The sequence below is a fragment of the Streptomyces sp. NPDC050528 genome (assembly GCF_044457795.1).
Lineage (GTDB): Bacteria > Actinomycetota > Actinomycetes > Streptomycetales > Streptomycetaceae > Streptomyces.
This window is the reverse complement of sequence record NZ_JBITHH010000004.1, coordinates 60,345-80,292: the sequence shown is the minus strand read 5'-3', so window position 1 is coordinate 80,292 and position 19,948 is coordinate 60,345. Positions and strand designations below refer to the sequence as shown.

The following is a 19,948-nucleotide window of genomic DNA, read 5'->3' as shown; positions in this document are numbered from 1 at the left end:
TCAGCCGGCGGCGTACACGTCCTCGACGTAACGCCCGTCCGCCATCAGCGTGTTGAGCCACTGCTCGGCGGCGGTGTCGTCGGCGCCGGGCGTGCGGTCCCGGTACAGGGTACGGAACGCCTCCCGCACGCCAGGTGCCATCCGCGAGCCGTCGCCGCAGACGAACACCCGGGCGCCCGCGGCCAACAGGGCCCACACCTCGTCGGCCTCGGCGGCGACGCGGTGCTGGACGAAGGTCACTCCGCCCTCCGGGGCCGAACTGAAGGCGGGGCGGAGTGAGACCGCTCCGGCGCTCTCGGCGGTGCGGAGTTCGTCGGCGTGGAGATAGTCGGCGTTCGGTGCGTCACAGCCGAAGTAGCAAAGAGCCGGGGCGAGTTGGACCCCGGCCGCGAGGGCCGCCGTACGGTCGGCGATGGTGCCGCGGAACGGGGCGAGGCCGGTGCCCGCCGCGATCATCACGACCGGGGTGGAGTCGTCGACCCGGAAGGCCTCGCGGCACGGCTGGACGCGGGCGTAGATCGTGTCGCCGGGTGCGACGGTGTTGAGGTGGCCGGAACCCGTGCCCCGGTAGACGCCCTTGCCCGAGCGGGCCGGGGCCTCCAACAGGGAGACCATGAGGTCCGCGTGGCCGGGGTCGACGGCGGGCGAGGACGAGATCGAGTAGTGCCGGGGGCGCAGCGGGGTGAGGAGTTCCAGGAGCGTGGGCCAGTCCAGGGCGCCGCGCAACGCCGGGTGGTCCTCGACGAGTTCGACGAATGTGCGCGGGTCGTCGGTGAGGGCGGCCAGGGCGGTGCGCTCGGGCGGGCAGGGGTTGGCGGCGGCCAGCGCGACCAGTTGGCCGGCGGTCGGGCGGTCCTGCAACTCGACGTAGTGAGTGAGGAGTTGACGTGCCGTCACGGGGCGGTCGACCGCCAGGCCGTCGCGGCGCGGGCGGGCCGGACGGATGTCGAGCACGGTGTCGAGGTCGACGCCGAGGGCGGTGGCGGCGCGTTCGACGAGGGCCGGCGCGTTCGTGGGCAGGACGGTGAGGTGGTCGGCGGTGCGGTAGGTGGTGCCGTCCGGCAGGGCGACGCGGACGAAGCGCTTGCGGCGCGGGTGGCCGGGGGCGGTGAGGTCGTGGGCCTCCGTGACGGTCATCGGGACGAGGCCGTGCCGTTCGGCGAGGGCGTCCAGGTGGCCGCCGGTGAGGGTGCGGACCTCGTAGGCAGAGATCTCCTCCACGGGTTGGACCTCCGTGGCGTCCGGATCGCCGTACGTCTCCAGAAGTGCCGTGCGCAGCCGGGTCGTGAACTCCCGTACGGCGCCGGTGAGATCGCCTGAGGCGTCGGCGGCGGCGCGGTCGGTCAGGCGGGTGGCGCCGAGTTCGGCGAGGCGGGTGTCGATGCGGGTCGGCAGGTGCTGGTAGGTGGCGGCCCAGTTGCGGTCGCCGACGCCGAGGACGGCGTACATCACGCCGTCGAGGTCGTGGGTCTCCTCCAGCCAGGCGACGAAGGCGAGGGCGTCGTCGGTGGGGCGGCCGTTGTACGAGGCGGCGGCGATGACGACGGGCCGGTCGGTGGGCAGACCGTCGGCGTACGCGTCCAGCGGCGCCACCTCCACCGAGCAGCCCAACACGGCTGCCTCGTCGGCGAGTTGGGCGGCGAACTCACGGCACGTGCCGTAATTGCTCCCGTGCAGGAAGAGGGCCGAGGTGCCGGGGCGGACGCGGGCGGGCAGGGTCGCCGTGTCGGCCGTAGGAGTCACGGGGGTCTCAAAGGCGCCGGGCAGCGGAGTGTGCACGCGGTCGGCGGGGGTGCGCGGGGTGAGGGTGAGCGTGAAGCCGTCGGGCTTGAGGGTGAGGGTCTCCTTCACCGTGAGTTGGTAGTCCGCGTGGTCGTGGAGCCGGTAGCGGTGGACGAGCATCGCGAGCAGCATGGTCGCCTCGTGCAGCGCGAACTGCCGTCCGATGCAGGCGCGTTCACCGGTGCCGAACGGCTTGAAGGCGTGCACGGAGCGGGTCGCCTCCGCCTCGGGGGTGAAGCGCGAGGGGTCGAACAGCTCGGGGTTGTCGCCCCAGCCGGGCTGCCGGTGCAGCATCGGGGCGATCACGGTGACGGCCTGCCCGGCGCTGAGCGGAATGCGTCCGCCGAGCACCGTGTCCTCCAGCGCGTGCCGGCTGAACGCGGCGGCCGTGGGCCACAACCGCAGTGCCTCGTTGAGGACTTGGCGCGTGTAGGTGAGCCGGCCGACCTCGTCGTACGTCGGTTCCGGGTCCGCCGTGTCGCCCCACAGCGCGTCCACCTCGCGCTGCACGAGCTGGAGCACGGCCGGGTGCTTGGCCAGGTAGTACAGCGCGAACGACATCGCGCCGGAGGTCGTCTCGTGGCCCGCGATCAGGAACGTGATCACCTGGTTGCGGATGTTGGCTGTGTCGAGCGTCGTGCCGTCGACCGGGTGCTCGGCGCTGAGCATGAGCCCGAGGAGGTCCTCGGCGTCGCCCTGGTCGGTGCCGGTGCGGGCGGTGATGACCTCGTCGACGACCTGCGCGAGGTAGTCGGCGTCGGCGCGGAAGGCCGCGTCGGCCGCCGAGTGGTCCTCGCCCGGGACGCGCGCCAGCCGGGTCATGCTCCACTCCAGGCAGCGGACCATGGACTCGACGAAGGGGTGCGGCTCGGCCCGCTCGAACGACCCGAAGTCGTAGTCGAATCCGGCGAGTCCGATGGTGTCGAGGGTCATCCGGGTCATGTCGTCGGGCACGTTGACGGGCTGCCCGTCACGGGCGCCGCGGTCCCAGGCCTCGACGAGCCGGCGGGCCACCTTCAGCATCACGGGGTGGTAGGTGCGCATCGAGCCGAGCGCGAACGCGGGCATCAGAATGTCGTGCGCCTTGGCCCAGTTGGGCTCGTCGTTGTACGCCGTGAAGAGTCCGTCGGCGGCGAAGGCCCGGACGTTCTCCAGGGCGGGCCCGACGTGCTTGGCGAACCGCCGCTCGTCGGCGAGCTCGGTCACCAGGTCCAGATCGCTCACGAACAGCGCGTCCCTGCCGTGCAACCGCCGTACGAACACGGGTCCGTGACGGCGCATCAGCTCCATGATCTGCTGCATCGGGGTGCGGCCGGGACCGGTCGCGGTGATGTCGACGACGGGGACACCCGGGAGGGCGTCGACGGGCTGGGGGTGCGGCGCGGTGGGGGGCATGGCGCGACAACTGCCTTTCGCGGTACGGAAGTACTGCACTCCAGCGTGCTCGCCCCACCCCGGCGACCCGCGCCACGGGACTACACGATCGTGTAGTGAAAAGCACGGATGGCGTCTTGCGCGGACGGCACGGTCCGGCTAACTGAGTGCGCGTACTCATGCGCACCCCGCGACCGCCCCGGCAGGGTGGGCCCATGACTCAGGCACTGCCCGAACGCCCGCTTCCGCGCAGCAGACGACCCTGGTCCAGCAGGACGTCCACCGCCTCGGACGTCATCGCCGCCGTCACCCTGTTCGTCGGCGAAGCCGTCGTCCTGGCATGGATCATTTTCAGCTACGGCATGAAGGGCTGGGCCGCGCAGGACAACGCGGACGAGATCGACGCCGCGGCGCGCGCGGAGATCGCCGAGATGGCCGTCCTCCTCTACGTCGTACTCGCCCTGGCCGTTCTCGCGGCGCTGTCGCGCGCACCGTGGACGCTGGTGTCGCACCTCCTCTTCGCCCTGCTCCTGGGCGCCCTGCTCACGGGCTCGCAGCAGGACTACGACCGCGCGCATCCGGACCCCACACCCACCCCGACCGTCCTTCACACGCCGTGCCTCAGCGGCAGTGGGACGTGCCACTGAGCCGCATGATGATGTAGTGCGCGAGGACGTGGCAGGAGGTACGGGTGGACTGGACCCGCAGAGAGGGCGTGGTGTGGCGCAACCGTGCCCTGATGCTCTTCGACCGGGTGGCGGTGCCGGTCGCGGTGTGTGACGTGTACGGCTCGGTGCAGGCGGCGAATCCCGCGATGGCGGCGGAGTGCGGTACGACGCCGGGGCGGCTGCGCGGCCGGGACGTGCTCGACCTGTTCCGGCCGCAGGAGTCGGGACAGGTGGACCGGATCGCGCAGGCGCTGCGGCTGCGACACCGGTCGCGCTACCAGGTGTCGGTACGGTGGCGGGCCCCCAACGGCGCCGAACGCTATGGGGAGTTGACCGCCGACCCGGTCAGCGACACGGTCGAGGAGACACCGGCGCTGCTGGTCATGCTGCGCGTACAGGGCGAGGGCGAACCCCGCGACGGCGGACCCGGCGAGGGCGAACCCCGCGACGGCGGACCCGGCGAGGACACCCCCGCGCAGGTCACCCCGATCGAGGCCCGCATCCTGGCGCTCCTCGCCGGCGGCGCCACCACGGCCCACGCGGCCCGCGAGACCGGCCTCACGACGGACGGCGTGACCTATCACCTACGGCGCCTGTCGGCCCGCTGGAACGCGGCGAACCGTACCGAACTGGTCGCCCGCGCCTATGCACTTGGGGTGCTCACGCCGGGAGTGTGGCCGCCGGTGCCCGTCGCGGACACCGGCGAGCGGTAGGCCGTTCCCGCACCCTCCGGTGCCCCGAAGCGGGCGAGGGTGTGCCACACCATCTTCAGGTCCTGGAGTTCGTAGCGGCCGGTGCGGGCCGCGTCGCCGATGACCCTCGGGTCGACGATCCCGCGCTCGGCGATCCGGGCGCCGAGGTCGGCGTACTCCTGGCCCCGGTAGTCCGCGTGCCGGTGCAACTCCCCCACGGTGAGCCGGTATCCGGGGTGCCATTCGACGGGGCAGGGCAGACGGCGGGCGGCGGTCTCGACGGGGGTGCCGCGGTAGCAGGCGTCCAGGACGAGGGCCTCCGCGTCGCGGGCGAGGACGACGCTTCCGTGCACCTGTGTCTCGATGTAGTCGTTCAGGGCGTCCTGTTCGTCCGCGTCGGCTTCGGCGAGCGCGATGAGGGACATGCCGGAGGCGACGCCGAAGTCCGTCGGTTCGGCCGCGCTGTCGGGGTAGCAGAAGGTCGCACGGGCGAGGGTCGCACCGGTCAGCCGGAAGTGCGAGGAGCCGAACCGCGGTGCGGCGCCGACCACTTGGCGCCGGAAGTTCAACGCACCGTACACCGGCCGCTCGGGCGCGGGCGCCCCGTCGTAGGCACCCGCGAAGATCCGGCTCTCCCAGCGCCAACGGTCGCCGCCGGGGTGCGCGGTGAGGCCGCCGTTGCTGGTGCCGGTGACGAACTGCGAGTGGTACGTGCCGTCTTGGGCCAGCGCGTCGAGGATCGGGCGGCCGGTCGGCGTCGCCGTACGGTCGGGATGGAAGTTGAGCGTGATGCGCAGGCGCGGGTCGACGGGCGGACCCGACGACCCCTCGGCCACATGCCGCAGCGCCCGCGCCTGCCGTGCCCCGACGCCATCGTCACCCTCGACGCCTCCGAAATCCATTGGCTCCTCCGCCGCTCGCCTCACTACCCTGGACCGAAACCTAGAGCCCCTAGGTTTCGGAAACAGGCACCACCCCAACGGACATCGCCCCCACGGGCACCGCCCCAGGAGACTCCCCCATGAGATCACTCGCCGAGCAGGACATCCGCAACTCCTTTGTCAACTGCTCGAAGGGCGAAGCCAAGCGGCTCGCGATCCCCCGCGATCTCGACACCCGCCCCTGGGCCGACCTCGACTTCCTGGGCTGGCGAGATCCCGGGGCACCGGACCGCAGCTACCTCGTCACCGAGCGGCCGGACGGGCTGATCGGCGTCACGCTCCGCTTCCCGTCCTCGCAGCGCGGCTTTCTGCACCGGAGCATGTGCTCCCTGTGCGTGACGACCCACCCGGGCGGCGGCGTCTCCCTGATGACCGCGCGCAAGGCGGGCCCGGCGGGCCGCGAGGGCAACTCCGTCGGCCTGTACATGTGCACCGACCTCGCCTGCTCCCTCTATGTGCGCGGGAAGAAGATCCCCGAGTCGGGCATCCGCATCGAGGAGAGCCTTACCGTGGAGCAGCAGATCGACCGGACGGTGGGCAATCTGACCGCGTTCCTGGACAAGCTGTACGTCTGAGGTCAGGCCCCGGGTACCGCGATCACGATCTTCCCCCGGTTGTCCCGGCGCTCCAGTCGCTCGTGGGCGGCGCGGGCCTCGGCAAGCGGTACGACGGTCTCGATCGGCACCCTGTAGGTGCCCGCGGCCACCCGCTCGGCGAGTTCACGCAGGTCCGGGCGGGGGTCGTAGCCGCCGTGGATCTGGAGGTTGGTGAGCTGGAAGCCGAGGATCGACGCGTTCTTCGGGTAGAAGTCGCGGGTGTCGACGGTGCTCGGCTCCAGGGCGACATTGGCGAGCGCGACGACCCGGCCGCCGTGTCCGATCTCGCGCAGGCTGCGCCCGAAGGCCGGGCCTCCGACGGTGTCGAGGATGACGTCCGCGCCCCGGCCGCCGGTGAGCCGCAGCACCTCGTCGACCTCGGCGTCGTCGGGGCAGGAGGACGTGTCGAGGGTGGCGTGGGCGCCGAACTCCCCTGCCCAGGCTGCCTTTTCCGGTGATCCGGCGAGGGCGACGACCCGGGCACCGGTCTCGGCTGCGATCTGTACGGCCGCGCTGCCGACCCCGCTCGCCGCGGCCTTCACGACCACCGTGTCCTCCTTGGTGACCCGGGCGAGGTGCCGCAGGCAGTACCAGGCCGACAGCCAGGCGACGGGCAGCGCGGCGGCGTGCGTGAGCTCGATCCCGTCGGGCAGGGCGGCGACCTGCGTGGCCGGTACGGCCGCCAACTCGGCGTAGAAACCGGGTGAGTTGATGCCGTCGAGGGCCACGACCCGTTGTCCGACCGTGAAGCCGGTGACGCCCTCCCCCAGCGCGGCGACCGTCCCTGCTCCCTCCACTCCGGGGATCAACGGCGGCTTCCCGGCCCGGTGATAGTTCCCGGACCTGATCAGGGCGTCGGCGCGGTTCACGCCCGCTGCGGCGACCCGCACCAGCACCTGCCCGGGCCCCGCGACCGGGTCGGGCACCTCGACCGGTACCAGCACCTCGGGCCCGCCGAACTCGTCGATCCGCACCGCACGCATACCGCACCCGCTCCCTGTCACGGCCGCCGAACCCGGACCGATCCGACCGACACCTGTTGAACTGGTGTCACCATGCGACACCGCACGAACCGGTGTCAAGGCTCGTGGGGTGCCGTCGACCGCCGACCGGCCACCCCTGGCGTACACCGCATGAACCGGTGTACGCGAGGTAAGCTCACCGGCATGCCCCTCCCGCTCGCCTTTCCGTTCATCGGCGGTCGCCCCTGCCTGAACTTCGTGGCGACGCTCGGCAAACGGCACGGCACCCCCGTGGAGCGCCTCCCCGATCCGGCGTCCCTGGCCGCGTGGATCACGGAGGCGGAGCTGTCGGCGGGTACGGAACCGGTACGGGTCACGGCCCGGGAGCTGACGGACGCGCGCACCCTGCGCGAGGCGCTCTACCGTGTCGTACGGGACGCGATGGCCGGTCGGGAACCGGCGGCGGGCGATGTCGAGCGGGTCAACGAGGCCGCCGCGCGTCCGGATCTCGCGCCTCAACTGGGCGACCGGCGTTGGAAGTCGGCGCATCCGGCGCGCGCGGCGCTGGCGACGGTGGCCCGGGACGGCGTTCTGCTGGTGGGCAGTTCGCTGTTGGAGCGGGTCAAGGAGTGCGAAAACCCGGAGTGTTCACTGCTGTTCCTCGACGACTCCCAGGCCCGCCGCCGCCGTTGGTGCTCGATGGACCGCTGCGGCAACCTCGCGAAGATCGCGGGCTACCGGTCGCGCAGCCGGGCCGCCGTGACCGAGTGAAGAGGGATCAGGACGCGGCGGGCGTCCAGTGCGGGTCGCGGCCGAGGAAGGCGAGGAGCGTCTCGGCCCTGTCGTAGCCCTCCGCCACCTCGCGTGCGGGGGCGAACACCCGGTAGGCGTCGCGGAGTTGGTCGACGATCCGTTCCGCGGCCGGCCAGATGCCCTCGGCAAGCTCCGTGCTCAGTGGCCGGTTCCGGCCCGTCGCCACCGCGATGTCCCAGGCGTGCACGGCCGCGTCCATGGCGGCCGTCGCCGCGGCGAACGGGAGGGGCATCGGGCCCAGCGGCGTCGGCACCTGCTCGGCGTCGGCGGGCAGGTCCGCGTACGCGTCCGCCACCATGCGGAGCACCTTGTCGAGTTCGGCGACCGGGTCGCCGTCCAGGGCGTCGGCCGGGTGGAAGGGGTCGGAGTCGGGCCGGCCGCCGGTGAGGACGAGGCCGTAGGCCTGCTGGTCGATGCGCGCGTGGTTGAGCACCTGCCGTACCGTCCACTCGGTGCACGGCGTCGGCGCCGCCCAGGCCGCCTCGGGCACGGCGGCGACCACCTCGCGCAGATAGTCGTGCGAGCGGGTCAGTACCTCGATGCCCTGGATGTTCGTCATGAACGTTCCCCTCCCCGTTGTTCTGTCCGGTACCGACAATCTAGGACCGCTTGCGGACAGTTACTGTCCTCAAGAGAAACGTTCGGCGCATCTGGTGAGAGGGAATAGGCCAAGGATGCGAGATGTCCGGGAGTGGACGGCGCCGCTGGTGCGGTTCGTGGGGCGGCACCGGGACCCGGTGGTCGTCCAGACGCTGCGGTCGGCGGCCGCGGCGACGGTCGCGTACGTCGTCGCGCTGCGCCTGAGCCCGGAGCCCGCGCCGCTGACCGCTCCCCTGACCGCGCTCCTCGTCGTCCAGGTCACCCTCTACGCCACCCTCACCAACGGCATCCGCCGCGTCAACGCCGTGGTCGCGGGTGTCCTCGTCGCCATCGCCTTCAGCCTGCTGGTCGGTCTGACCTGGTGGAGCCTGGCGCTGCTGATCGTGGCCGCGCTGGTCGTCGGGCGGCTGGTGAAGGTCGACGAGTACGTGCCCGAGGTGGCGATCAGCGCGATGCTGGTCCTCGGGGTCACCACGGTCGGGAACACCGCCTGGGCACGGGTCGTCGAGACACTGATCGGCGCGGTCGTCGGACTCGGCTGCAATCTGCTGCTCGCTCCCCCGGTGTGGGTGGACGAGGCCGGCGAGTCGATCGAGGGCCTGGCCCGTCGGCTACGGCGGCTGATGCGGCGCATGGGCGAGGAGGCGGCGGGCCGTACGCCCGTCGACCACGCCACCGCTCGGCTGCACGAGGCGCGCCGGCTCGACCACGACATCGTCGAGGTGGACGCGGCCCTGCGGCAGGCCGAGGACAGCCTGCGGCTCAATCCGCGCGTACGGGAGGGACTGCTGCACCGGGTCGTGCTGCGGACCGGCCTGGACACGCTGGAGATCTGCACGGTCGTGCTCCGTGTCCTCGCCCGCACCTTCACCGACCTGGCGAAACAGCGCGACCCCGAGCCACTGTTCGCACCGCCGACGGGCGCCGCCGTAGAACAGCTGTTGTCCGAGATCGGGGACGCCGTGGTCAGTTTCGCGGTGCTGGTGACCACCGATGTGACGGTGAGCGCCGAGTCCGCGGAGTCGCGGCTCACCGCCGAGCTGCACACGGCCGCCGCGACCCGGGACAAGCTGGCCCAGCTGCTCCTGGAGGAGGTCCAGCGCGATGCCTCGCAGTGGCAGCTGCTGGGTGCCATGCTGACCGAGGTCAACCGCATGCTGGACGAGCTGGACACCGAGCACCGTTCGCGCCGGCTCCTTGAGGAACTCGACCGGTGCACCGCCGAACAGCGGGAACGCCTGCCGTGGCTGACCTGGCTGCGCGAGCGGGTCGGCGTGCCGGATCGGCTGCGCAGGAACCGGGGCGAGGGCACCGATCGTTCTAGGTGACGAAGTCACCTGGGGGCGGGCCGACCGGTCTCCCGCGGTGGAACGAGGGGGGCGGGCGCATGACCGACAGCACCGTACGGATCGACGGGAACACCTTGCAGCTGCCCGGTGGTGTGGCGGTGCGGTTCATCCGCACGCTGCGGCTGCCGGAGACGGGCACGCATCCGTTGCCGCCGGGACTCGGCGAGTTCCCGGTCCGCCGGGTCGCGGACTTCCCGGACACGGCGCCCGCGGAGTGGCGGGCGCGGGGCGGGGTGATGCTCCCGGTGTATCTGCGCGAGGCGATGTGGCTGAGCTTCGCGGGCACCCGACAGCCGGCCGCTCTCCAGGTCGGGGTGGGCAAGGTGTGCGCGGTCTCGGGCGAGCCGTGGAGCGACCGGCTGTCCCGGGATCCGCAGAACTACGTGGTGCTGCCCCGCCAGCCGTGGCTCGACGGCATCAACTCCGGGAAGGGCACGGTCCGTCAGTTCGTCGCGGTCCCGCTCGGCCTCGGCGCGACCGTCGAGGGGCAGGTCACGGGCGAGGAGGTGTGGGGCGGCGTCCAGCTCCAGTCCTTCCCGCTCAACGAACGGGAGTTGACCAAGTGGCGCGAGGCGGAGCGACGCCGGTCGCAGCAGTCACGCGCGCGTGCGACAGGCCTGCCGACCGGGGGCTACGGGATGCCCGCCATGCCGATGATGTCCGCGCCCGGCGCTCCCCCGGCACCGAGCCCCCGGGCCACCGCCATGGGACTCGGCGTCGGCGGTTCGATGCACCAGGAGGTCTACGAGGACGACCGCCCGCTGACGTCCTGGGCCGACGCGCCCGCCGGGAGGGTCTTCGTGCACCTGGTGACGCCCCCGGAGTGGCGCCGCATCACCGGCGAGGCCCCGCCGCCGTCACCGGTGGACCGGGCCGCGTACACCCGGGCGGGGCTCCCCTGGTTCGACTACTACGACCAGGACGCCGAGGATCTCGCCCCGACCGACACCCTGGGCGCGGTGCAACCGGTCGGCGACTGGCTGGGCGACGACCACGAGCCCTGGCAGGAGCCCACCCCCGGCCAGGTGCAGCCCCTCAAGGACGCGCAGGGCAAGCCGGTGGAGGACGGCGACTGGTAAGCCGTTCACCGGGAAGGGCGCCCGCCCGACATCCGTTGCACAGAATGCAACACCCGTTGCCGGTCTTGCGCTCAACAGCCCTCGCACGCCAAGGTTGCTGTGACGACCGAGGCGAGCGACGACCTGAGGGTGTGGGCATGACGAGTGGTGCGGAGGCGTCACGCGAGGGCTGGAGCAGGCGCCGTTTCATCGGCGCCCTGGGCGGAACGGCGGCGGTGATCGCGGTCCCCGCACCGGCCGCGGCACCGGCGGACCCCGAATCGTCCCGTACGACCCCACCGGAATCGTCGGCCGCGAAGGCACCGGCACACCGCAAGGGCAAGGACGACGGCCCCCGCCCCCTCTACCTCGGCACCTACACCTCGGTCGACGGCGGCGGCACGGGCATCGGCCTGGCCACCTACGACACGTCGACCGGTCGGATCACCGGCGCGGGCACCATCACCGGCGTCCCCGACCCGTCGTTCCTCGCCCTGCACCCCGACGGCCGCACGCTGTACGCGGTCGACGAGCAGACGGCCGGCGCGGTGACCGCCGTACGCCTGGCGGACCGCACGGTCCTCGGCGCGCGGAGCACCGGCGGCGCGGGCCCCTGCCATCTGTCCGTGCACCCCTCCGGACGCTGGCTGCTGAGCGCCAACTACACGTCCGGCAGTGTGGCCGTGCACCCGATCGACGCCTCGGGTGCGCTCGGCGAGCGCACCGCGCTGGCCAAGCACTCCAGTCCGCAGCCGGGCCCCGGCCAGGACGGCCCGCACGCGCACCAGTTCGTGACCAGTCCCGACGGCGGCCATGTCCTCGCCGTCGACCTGGGCACCGACACGGTCTACACCTACCGCCTGGACACCACGAAGGGCACACTCACCGAGGTCTCGCAGGCGCACACCCGCGCGGGCGCGGGACCGCGCAGCCTCACCTTCCACCCCGGCGGCCGGTACGCCTACCTGGCCAGCGAGGTCGACGACACCATCGCGGTCTGCGCCTACGACCCGGCCACGGGCGCCCTCTCGATCGGCGCCCCGCAGTCCAGCGGCAGCACGGGAAGCACCACCAACTACCCGGCGCAGATCCTGGTGACGTCGAACGGCGCGTACGCCTATCTCGCCAACCGGGGCGACAACACCCTTGCCCGGTACGCCGTCGAGGCGGACGGCGCCCGGCTCAAGCTGCTCGACACGGTGCCGGTGTCCGGTGACTTCCCGCGGCAGATCGCCCTCTCGCCGGACGGCACGCTGCTGTTCACGGCGAACCAGAGGTCGAGCACGGTCAGCGTGTTCCACGTGGACGACGGCACGGGTCAACTCACCCTCGCGGGCGAGCCGTTCGCGTCACCGGTCGCCGTCTGTGCGCTGCCGCTGTAGGGGCCGCGGGCAGGACGCGGCGCTGGCCTGGGTGAGCAGGACATGCATGCGCTCGGTGAGGTGGGAGACCGTGTCGGCGGGCGTGTGGAACGGCAGGCGTACGTCGCCGTGGGCGCGGGCGCGCTCGATGCGCAGGGTCAGTCCGTGCCGGTCGACGGCGAGGGGCTGGACGCGAACCGCCCCGTGCAGGCTGTCCGGTTCGACGAGCCGGGTGAGCCGCTCGACCGCGTCGGAGTGGCAGTCGGCGAGGTGGGTCAGCAGCTGGGCTTCGGCCAGGGCCAGCGGGTCGGGTTCGGCGGCGGCGAATTCGTCGAGGTCGACGACCACCGCGCCGGTCGGCGGGCGCAGCACCACGCGCGTTGCCCGGAAGGCGAGTTGACCCTCCTCGGGCACGAACCACCCGGCCAGCCACAGCCGGGCCCGGATACGATTGCGCACGGGGACGGGTGCGACGTCCGCGAACTCCAGAACGGCGGACGGCTCTCCGCGCGGCGCGCAGATCGCGGCCGCCAACAGGGCGCTGTCCTCGGGCACTTGGAGAAGTACCCGGCCGTCGTCATCCACGCTGTGCGCTCCGACGAACTCCTCGCGACCGCCCTCCGCGGTCACCGCGCAGGACCATGCGGCGGCGAGCACCGAGCGGGCCCGCTCGGCCGCGGCAGGCGCGGCCGTCCACGTCTGGCTGTCACCCATCCCTGAACCTCCTTAGGTAAGCCTTGCCTAACTTACCGAAGATCGGGGCGCACGCCAACTACGCCACGCAATAACTCCACCAAGTCACCCAGGGCAAGTTCAGGGCGAGAGGACACCCAACAGCGCCCGCGCGCACAGATCGCGCACCTGCTCGCGGCTCAACTCCGGCCCGCGCAGCCACTCCAGACAGACGGCGGTGGTGAACGCCAGCCACCCGCGCACCGCGAGCTTCGCCTCGGGCCGCTCCGCCACGGTCGGCCCGAACTCGGGATCCGCGGCGAGCGCGGCCAGGATCTGCCGCTCCTGCGCGGCCAACGCCCGCTGATAGACCCGCCGTACGGTCTGATCGCCCGCCGCGTCGGCGCGGTGAAAGGCGCGGTAGCCGTGCGCATGGGTGTGCACGTACTCCAGATACGTGTCGAGGGCGACGGCGAGTTGCTCGCGGGCCGGTACGCCCGGCACGGCCGCCGTCATCCGCAGCATCCGCTCGCTCTCGCGCTCGACGACGGCCGCGAAGAAGTCCCGCTTGGTCGGGAAGTAGTGGTAGAGCAGCCCGCGCGAGACCCCGGCGATCTCGGCGACCTGCTCGATCCACACGTCGTCGTAGGGATCCTCCGAGAACAGCCGCGCGCCCACCGTGAGGAGTTGCTCCCGGCGCTCCTCGGTGCTGAGCCGGCGGCGCGTGCGCTCACCCTGATTGGCGGCCATTCCCGCACTTTACTTGACGTGGGTTCAACAGCGGGATCAGACTGAAACCCGTTATTGAACCCACGTACAACAGGCTCAACCTGCCGCAGGATCAAGGGAGATCGCGTCATGGCGGAGACGACGACTACGCCGACCGCGCTGCCGAAGGGGTTCCGGGACGCCGAGCAGGGCTGGCCCCATCTCGACCGCATCCCGCATCCCCCGCGCCGGGTCCCGCTGCTCGGCGACGTCCTCGGCGCCGACCGCCGCACTCCCCTCCAGGACTCGCTGCGCTTCGCCCGGCAACTGGGTCCGATCTTCCGGCGGAAGGCTTTCGGCAAGGAGTTCGTGTTCGTGTGGGGCGCGGACCTGGTCGCCGACATGGCGGACGAGTCGCGGTTCGCCAAGCATGTCGGTCTGGGCGTCGCGAACCTGCGGCCGGTGGCCGGGGACGGCCTCTTCACGGCGTACAACCACGAGCCCAACTGGCAGTTGGCGCATGATGTGTTGGCCCCCGGCTTCAGCCGCGAGGCCATGGCGGGCTACCACCCGATGATGCTGTCCGTGGCCGCACGATTGACGGACCACTGGGACCGCGAACTGACCGCCGGACGCGCGGTGGACGTCCCCGGCGACATGACCAAGCTGACCCTGGAGACGATCTCGCGCACCGGCTTCGGCCACGACTTCGGCTCGTTCGAACGCGACCGCCCGCACCCCTTCGTGACGGCGATGGTCGGCACGCTGAGCTACGCGCAGCGCCTCAACTCCGTACCGTCGCCGCTGGCCCCGTTCCTCCTTCGCACCGCAACTCGCCGCAACGAGGCGGACATCGCCTACCTCAACCGCACGGTGGACGAGATGGTGCAGGCCCGCCGCAAGAGCGGGGGCGGCGACGGCGACCTGCTCGACCGCATGCTCGACACCACCCACCCCGACACCGGCGAACGCCTCTCCCCCGAGAACGTCCGCCGCCAGGTCATCACCTTCCTCGTCGCCGGCCACGAGACGACCTCGGGTTCCCTGTCCTTCGCGCTGCACTACCTCGCCCGCCACCCGGAGATCGCGGCCCGCGCCCGCGCTGAGGTGGACCAGGTCTGGGGTGACACGCAGACCCCGGGCTACGAGCAGGTCGCCAAGCTGCGCTACGTCCGCCGGGTCCTCGACGAGTCGCTACGGCTCTGGCCGACGGCCCCCGCGTACGCCCGCGAGGCCACCCGGGACACCGAGCTGACCGGCGTCCACCCGATGCGACGGGGCGCCTGGGCGCTGATCCTCACGCCGATGCTGCACCGCGACCCCGAGGTGTGGGGCGCGGACGCCGAGGAGTTCGACCCGGACCGCTTCGACGCCAAGGCCGTACGCTCCCGCGCCCCGCACACCTTCAAGCCGTTCGGGACGGGGGCGCGGGCGTGCATCGGCCGCCAATTCGCCCTGCACGAGGCGACGTTGGTCCTCGGCCTCCTGCTGCGCCGCTACGAGCTGCGCCCCGAGCCGGGGTACCAGTTGCGCGTGACCGAACGCCTGACGCTGATGCCGGAGGGCCTGCGCCTGCACTTGGACCGCCGCACCGCTCCAGCGGCCGCAGAATCCGTGTCCATCCCCGACAACGGCCGCTCAGAGCCCCGCTGTCCAGTGCACGGGACGGACGACTGACTCCGGCAGCTTCGTCCCGGCACTCCCCCGGGCCGCGTTGACCTGCGGCTGGGTGAGGAAGAACGCGCCGGTCAGGTCCGCGTCCGTGAGATCGGCGTCCCGCAGATCGGCACCGATCAGATCCGCGCCGCGCAGGTCGGCCCCGGTGAGATCGGCGGCGATGAGGTAGGCGCCGCGCAGGTTGGCCCGGCTCAGATCGGCGCCCTTGAGGCGGGCGCCCATGAGGTCGGCGCCCCGCCGCTCCTTCTTCTTGCCGCGCGCCCCGGCCCGCACGAGCTCGCTGGTCCGGAGCAGCAGCACGTTGACCTCCTGCCGATGCGCGCCCACGTCGAGCGCGGCGAGTTCTTCGGGGGTCCCGCGCGTGAGTTCCTCGGTACGGGCGAGGGCCCGGCGCAGATCGGGGTGGACCGGCCCGGCGGCGGGCAGGGTGAGCGCCTCGGTCAGGTACCAGAGCAGCTCATGAAGCTGCCGTACGACGGGGAACACGTCGAACATCCGCCGGGCCTGCTCCCGGGGCGCCGTACGCCAGTCCTCCCCGGCGAAGGTGACCTGCGAGACCTGCTGCCCGGCGCCGAAGCAGTCGTAGACCGTGCAGCCGGTGAACCCGCTGGGCCGGAGCTTCGCGTGGATTCCGCAGCGGTGGTCGCCCTGGAGATTCGGGCACGGCGTGCCTGCGCCCTTGTCGATCGCGAAGTCGGTCGATCGGGCGAAGGGCAACGCCACACAGCACAGCCCGAAGCAGCGCTCGCAGTCGCCGCGGAGGTCGGACCGGGCCGCTATGTGATCTTCCATGGCGTCCAGCGTACTGACCTGCCGCGAACCGGCTGGACCACGTCGTCGACAGGGCCGCTCCGTGACCTCCTTGGGCTGCCCGTAGGCTGGGCCGCGCCGGGACGGAGGAGGCCGAACGTGACGACGAGCGACGCGACCGGGAGTGGTGCACCCGTCGGAAGACGCCGGGTGTGGGTGCTGTGGTTGGTGGCCTCGGTCGCCTATGCCGTCGACCTGGGAAGCAAGCTGTTGGTGGTCGCGAAGCTGGAGGGGCGAAACCCGGTTCCGGTGATCGGGACATGGATGGAGCTGCGGGTGCAGCGCAATCCCGGTGCCGCGTTCGGGCTCGGTGCGACGACCACCGTCCTGTTCACGGTGATCGCGGCGGCAGCGGCCGTCGTCATCGTCCGGGTGTCGCGCCGGCTGTCCAGCACGTCGTGGGCTCTCGCGCTGGGGCTGCTGCTGGGCGGAGCGCTGGGGAATCTGACGGACCGTCTGTTCCGCTCCCCGGGCGGTATGCAGGGCGCGGTGGTCGACTTCATCGAGGTCCGCGACTTCAGCGTCATGAACCTCGCCGACTGGGCGATCACCTGCGGCGGCGCCCTGATCGTCCTGCTGTCCTTCCGTGGGCGGGAGTTGGGGGAGGCGCGCACCCCGCGCAAACAGCTCGTCTGAGGACGTCAGCCGTCGCACAACTCCCTCGCGCACAAAGGCCGTTCACCACGCCCCGTGCTCACTCCCCCAAGCCGCCGACGTCGAGGCGGGCCAGCCGGTCCGGGTCCGACAGGATGTGGATCTCGGTGATCCGGCCGTCGGCGACGGTGACGCCCATGACCGAGAGCAGCTGTCCCCCGGGCGCGTTGACGACACCCACCGAGCCGTTGACCAGGGCGAGTTGGGCCTGGTGGGCGAACGGGGCGAAGAACAGGGCCTGTTCGGCGACCGCGTGTGCGCCGCGCAGCGCCTTCGAGGCAGCCGCCCCCCGTACGAGGGCTCCGGAGTCGGCGCGCAGGGCCACGTCCGGGTGGAGGAGGGCGACGAGGGCGTCGAAGTCGCCCTCGCGGGCGGCGGCGAGGAAAGCCTCGACGATCTCGCGTTGGCGGGCGAGGTCCGGGTCGGTCGACGGACTCGCGCCCTGCACCCGACGGCGTGCTCTGCTGGCCAGTTGGCGGGTCGCGGCCGAACTGCGTTCCACGATCGGGGCGATGTCGTCGAAGGGCACGGCGAACAGGTCGTGCAGGACGAACGCGAGCCGTTCGGCGGGTTCCAGGGTCTCCAGGACGACGAGGAGCGCGAGGCCCACCGAGTCGGCGTGGAGGACTTCCTCCTCGGGGTCCAGGTCCGTCAGGGGTCTGACCACGGGGTCGGGGACGAAGGTCTCGGTGAAGACGTCGTCCATGGGGTCCTCGCGGCGCGACGCGCGGGAGCGCAGCAGGTCGAGGCAGACCCGGCCGACGACCGTGGTCAGCCAGCCGCCGAGGTTCCTGATGTCGTCCACGTCGGTGCGGCTGAGCTTGAGCCACGTCTCCTGGACGGCGTCCTCCGCCTCCGGCAGCGAGCCGAGCATGCGGTAGGCGACCGCGCGCAGCCGGCCCCGGTGTTCCTCGAAGCGGTCCGCCAGCAGATCCTCGTCGTTCATACCGTCCCCGTTCCCCGTCGTGAAAAGCCGGGGTGATCAAAACACGTCCGCGACCGCCTCGCCCATGCGTTTGCGGGGCCGGTGGGGCGGGACGACGATGTGAGGCATGGACCCGCTCGGCGTCGCGTCCCGCAGGCTGCCGCGCATCGCGGCCCTGATCCTCGCCGTCCTCGCCACCGCGGTCCTCACCCTCACCGCCACGGCCCGCTCGACCGTGGTCTCCCCCGGTTTCTACCGGTCCGCACTGAACGAGCAGAAGGCCTACGACCGCCTCTACAACCAGGTGCTGGTCGATCCGAGGACCGCTGCGGTCACCCGGGGGCTGCTGGCCCGGCTGCCCGTTCCGGAGGCCCAGGTCACCTCCAATCTGAAGCTGGTGCTGCCGCCGGAGACGGTCCGGGATCTCACCGAACGGCAGATCGACGCCGTGGTGGGCTATCTGGGCGGCAAGCGCGACGCGCTGGTCCTCACGGTCGATCTGCGGCCGGTGCTGGCCAACCTCAACGACCTGGCCCAGATCTACTTCGGCGATCTCGTCGCCTCGGTCCAGGACCGGCCCGAGCCCGACTTCCAGCGCTTCTCGACCGACCTGACCGCCGCCCTGGGTGCCGTGGTCGCGGGGCACGTGCCCGCCGGGCTGCCCGCGCTACCGCTGACCGGGGCGCAGGCGGACCAGGCGGCCGGGACGCTGGTGAGCGGTCTGCCCGCCGCCGAACGGGACGCCCTGCGCCCTGCCGTCGAGACGGCACTGCGGGACGGCGATGTCGCCACCGCGCTCGCGACCGTCGCCCCCGCCGTCGTGACGGACCGCACCCGTACGGCCGCCGACCGGCTCCGGGCGACCGTGGACGGCGGCACCTGGAACCTCACCGACACCCTCGCCGCCTCCGGCAACGACCTGGCGCCCCTCCACCACGCCCGCACCTACACCGCCGTCGGCCTCGGCCTGGCGGAGACACTCGCCGCAGCTCTTCTCGCCGTGGCGCTGGTGGTGCTGTGGATCGCCGGGGGCTCCGCGTCCCCTGGCCGCCGGCTGCTGCCGCTGGGCTGGTCGCTCGCCGCCGGTGGGGTACTGGCCGGACTCGTCACCGTCCTGTTCCGCCTGGTCAGCGGTGGGCGGGTGATCGATCCACCGGGCTCCTGGCCGCCGAGCCTGGCCCGACTGGTCGACGACGTACAGCGCACCGCCCTGGACCGGCTCACGACCACGGCCCTCACGACCGCCCTCGTCCCGGTACTGGCCGGCGCCCTCCTGACCGGCGTGGGCTGGGCCCTTCAGGTCCGACCGCACATCCCCGCACTGCCCCGCGTCCGCTGGCTGGCCCTGGCCACGGGCGGTGCCGCCGTCGCCGGCGTCCTGCTCGTGCCGTACGCCATCACGCCCGCCGCGTCCCGTACCTGCGAGGGCAGCGCGGCACTGTGCGACCGGTCCTACGACGAGGTCGCCTACCTCACCTCGCACAACGCGATGTCCACGACCGTCGACCGGTTCATCGGCCCGCTCCAAGACCCGGGTATATCAACCCAGTTGGACGACGGGGTGCGCGCCCTGCAGATCGACACGTATCGCTGGGAACGGCCGGACGAGATCACGCAGCGGCTCGCCGAGTCCGACTTCACCCCGGAGCAGCGGAAGTTCATCGCCTCGGCCGTGGACAGGTTCAACCCGCCGCGTGACGGGCTGTGGTTGTGCCACTCCGTGTGCCGGGCCGGCGCCCTCGCGCTGGTGCCCGTGCTGCGTGAGATCGGTGACTGGATGCGGGCCCATCCGACCGAGGTCGTCACGCTGATCGTGCAGGACGCGATCAGCGGTGAGGACACCCAACAGGCCTTCGCGCAGGCCGGGTTGAGCGACCTCGTGCACACCCCGGACGCCGATCCCGCGAAGCCGTGGCCGACCCTGGGCGAACTGATCGACAGCGGGCGCCGGCTCGTCGTCTTCGCGGAGAAGGCCGACGGCCCGGCGCCCTGGTACCGGAACTTCTACGACTACGGGATGGAGACACCGTTCGCGTTCCGCACGCCGGACGCGATGAGTTGCGTGCCATATCGCGGCGGCACCGACAAACGGCTCTTCCTGCTCAACCACTTCATCACCATCGACGGCGGCAGCCGCCTGGACGCGGGGAAGGTCAACTCCCGCCAGTACGTGCTCGACCGCGTCCACCGCTGCGAGCGGGAACGCGGTCGGCCGGTGAACTTCGTCGCCGTCGACTACACGACGATCGGCGACGCGGGTGGAGCGGTGGACGTGCTCAACTCCGAGCGCTGAGGCGTCCGTTGCC

18 protein-coding genes are annotated in these 19,948 nt (G+C 72.0%); 10 read left to right on the top strand and 8 right to left on the bottom strand.

The window, feature by feature from the left end; all coding sequences use genetic code 11:
- A complete protein-coding gene (locus tag ACIBK4_RS15250; RefSeq protein WP_398995132.1) occupies positions 1–3,177 on the bottom strand; it encodes a cytochrome P450 in 3,177 nt (1,058 codons plus the stop codon).
- A 194-nt stretch (positions 3,178–3,371) separates the two neighbouring features.
- Here ACIBK4_RS15250 and ACIBK4_RS15245 point away from each other — a divergent pair, with 194 nt between their 5' ends.
- The gene (locus tag ACIBK4_RS15245; protein ID WP_398995131.1) at positions 3,372–3,803 is read left to right on the top strand and encodes a DUF6234 family protein; all 432 of its coding nucleotides are present in this window, start codon (positions 3,372–3,374) and stop codon (positions 3,801–3,803) included.
- Positions 3,804–3,895: 92 nt separating this feature from the next.
- A complete protein-coding gene (locus ACIBK4_RS15240) occupies positions 3,896–4,537 on the top strand; it encodes a PAS domain S-box protein (RefSeq protein ID WP_398995772.1) in 642 nt (213 codons plus the stop codon).
- Here the strand turns inward: ACIBK4_RS15240 and ACIBK4_RS15235 are convergent.
- Positions 4,468–5,418 carry a DUF3626 domain-containing protein gene (locus ACIBK4_RS15235; RefSeq protein WP_398995130.1) on the bottom strand — a complete coding sequence of 317 codons (951 nt, stop codon included), beginning with the start codon at positions 5,416–5,418 and terminating at the stop codon, positions 4,468–4,470. The genes ACIBK4_RS15240 and ACIBK4_RS15235 overlap by 70 nt on opposite strands.
- Positions 5,419–5,537: 119 nt before the next feature.
- Here ACIBK4_RS15235 and ACIBK4_RS15230 point away from each other — a divergent pair, with 119 nt between their 5' ends.
- Positions 5,538–6,032: an FBP domain-containing protein gene (locus tag ACIBK4_RS15230; protein WP_398995129.1), complete on the top strand. Its 495-nt coding sequence runs from the start codon at positions 5,538–5,540 to the stop codon at positions 6,030–6,032.
- Between the two features lie 2 nt (positions 6,033–6,034).
- Here the strand turns inward: ACIBK4_RS15230 and ACIBK4_RS15225 are convergent, their stop codons facing one another.
- Positions 6,035–7,036 (bottom strand): zinc-binding alcohol dehydrogenase family protein, encoded by a 1,002-nt coding sequence (locus tag ACIBK4_RS15225; RefSeq protein WP_398995128.1) that lies wholly within the window; start codon positions 7,034–7,036, stop codon positions 6,035–6,037.
- A gap of 183 nt (positions 7,037–7,219) precedes the next feature.
- On the opposite strand from ACIBK4_RS15225, the gene ACIBK4_RS15220 reads away from it, so the two are divergent.
- Entirely contained in the window at positions 7,220–7,786 is a 567-nt protein-coding gene (locus ACIBK4_RS15220; RefSeq protein ID WP_398995127.1) for a CGNR zinc finger domain-containing protein, read from the top strand.
- Positions 7,787–7,793: 7 nt separating this feature from the next.
- Here the strand turns inward: ACIBK4_RS15220 and ACIBK4_RS15215 are convergent, their stop codons facing one another.
- Positions 7,794–8,387, bottom strand: coding sequence for a TIGR03086 family metal-binding protein (locus ACIBK4_RS15215; RefSeq protein WP_398995126.1), 594 nt, complete (start codon positions 8,385–8,387; stop codon positions 7,794–7,796).
- Between the two features lie 115 nt (positions 8,388–8,502).
- On the opposite strand from ACIBK4_RS15215, the gene ACIBK4_RS15210 reads away from it, so the two are divergent.
- The 3 genes from ACIBK4_RS15210 to ACIBK4_RS15200 all read left to right on the top strand — a co-directional run bounded on the left by ACIBK4_RS15210 (position 8,503) and on the right by ACIBK4_RS15200 (position 12,217).
- Entirely contained in the window at positions 8,503–9,756 is a 1,254-nt protein-coding gene (locus tag ACIBK4_RS15210) for an aromatic acid exporter family protein (protein ID WP_398995125.1), read from the top strand.
- 59 nt (positions 9,757–9,815) lie between these two features.
- The gene (locus ACIBK4_RS15205; RefSeq protein ID WP_398995124.1) at positions 9,816–10,856 is read left to right on the top strand and encodes a hypothetical protein; all 1,041 of its coding nucleotides are present in this window, start codon (positions 9,816–9,818) and stop codon (positions 10,854–10,856) included.
- A 137-nt stretch (positions 10,857–10,993) separates the two neighbouring features.
- Positions 10,994–12,217, top strand: a complete 1,224-nt coding sequence (locus ACIBK4_RS15200) for a lactonase family protein (protein WP_398995123.1) — start codon at positions 10,994–10,996, stop codon at positions 12,215–12,217.
- On the opposite strand, the gene ACIBK4_RS15195 is transcribed toward ACIBK4_RS15200, so the two are convergent.
- Together ACIBK4_RS15195 and ACIBK4_RS15190 are read right to left on the bottom strand one after the other, a co-directional pair.
- On the bottom strand, positions 12,185–12,910 hold the full coding sequence (locus ACIBK4_RS15195) for a DUF2470 domain-containing protein (RefSeq protein ID WP_398995122.1): 726 nt from the start codon (positions 12,908–12,910) through the stop codon (positions 12,185–12,187). The two genes, ACIBK4_RS15200 and ACIBK4_RS15195, sit on opposite strands and share 33 nt — an antisense overlap.
- Before the next feature lie 99 nt (positions 12,911–13,009).
- Positions 13,010–13,618: a TetR/AcrR family transcriptional regulator gene (locus tag ACIBK4_RS15190; RefSeq protein WP_366435276.1), complete on the bottom strand. Its 609-nt coding sequence runs from the start codon at positions 13,616–13,618 to the stop codon at positions 13,010–13,012.
- 108 nt (positions 13,619–13,726) lie between these two features.
- On the opposite strand from ACIBK4_RS15190, the gene ACIBK4_RS15185 reads away from it, so the two are divergent.
- The gene (locus ACIBK4_RS15185) at positions 13,727–15,253 is read left to right on the top strand and encodes a cytochrome P450 (RefSeq protein ID WP_398995121.1); all 1,527 of its coding nucleotides are present in this window, start codon (positions 13,727–13,729) and stop codon (positions 15,251–15,253) included.
- Here ACIBK4_RS15185 and ACIBK4_RS15180 read toward each other — a convergent pair.
- Positions 15,215–16,045 (bottom strand): pentapeptide repeat-containing protein, encoded by an 831-nt coding sequence (locus ACIBK4_RS15180; protein WP_398995120.1) that lies wholly within the window; start codon positions 16,043–16,045, stop codon positions 15,215–15,217. The two genes, ACIBK4_RS15185 and ACIBK4_RS15180, sit on opposite strands and share 39 nt — an antisense overlap.
- A 117-nt stretch (positions 16,046–16,162) precedes the next feature.
- Here ACIBK4_RS15180 and lspA point away from each other — a divergent pair, with 117 nt between their 5' ends.
- On the top strand, positions 16,163–16,699 hold the full coding sequence (gene lspA, locus ACIBK4_RS15175; RefSeq protein WP_398995119.1) for a signal peptidase II: 537 nt from the start codon (positions 16,163–16,165) through the stop codon (positions 16,697–16,699).
- 58 nt (positions 16,700–16,757) lie between these two features.
- On the opposite strand, the gene sigJ is transcribed toward lspA, so the two are convergent.
- Complete coding sequence (sigJ, locus tag ACIBK4_RS15170) at positions 16,758–17,663, bottom strand: RNA polymerase sigma factor SigJ (protein WP_398995118.1); 906 nt, start codon at positions 17,661–17,663, stop codon at positions 16,758–16,760.
- 106 nt (positions 17,664–17,769) lie between these two features.
- Here sigJ and ACIBK4_RS15165 point away from each other — a divergent pair, with 106 nt between their 5' ends.
- The gene (locus ACIBK4_RS15165) at positions 17,770–19,935 is read left to right on the top strand and encodes a PI-PLC domain-containing protein (RefSeq protein ID WP_398995116.1); all 2,166 of its coding nucleotides are present in this window, start codon (positions 17,770–17,772) and stop codon (positions 19,933–19,935) included.
- Positions 19,936–19,948 lie beyond the last annotated feature (13 nt).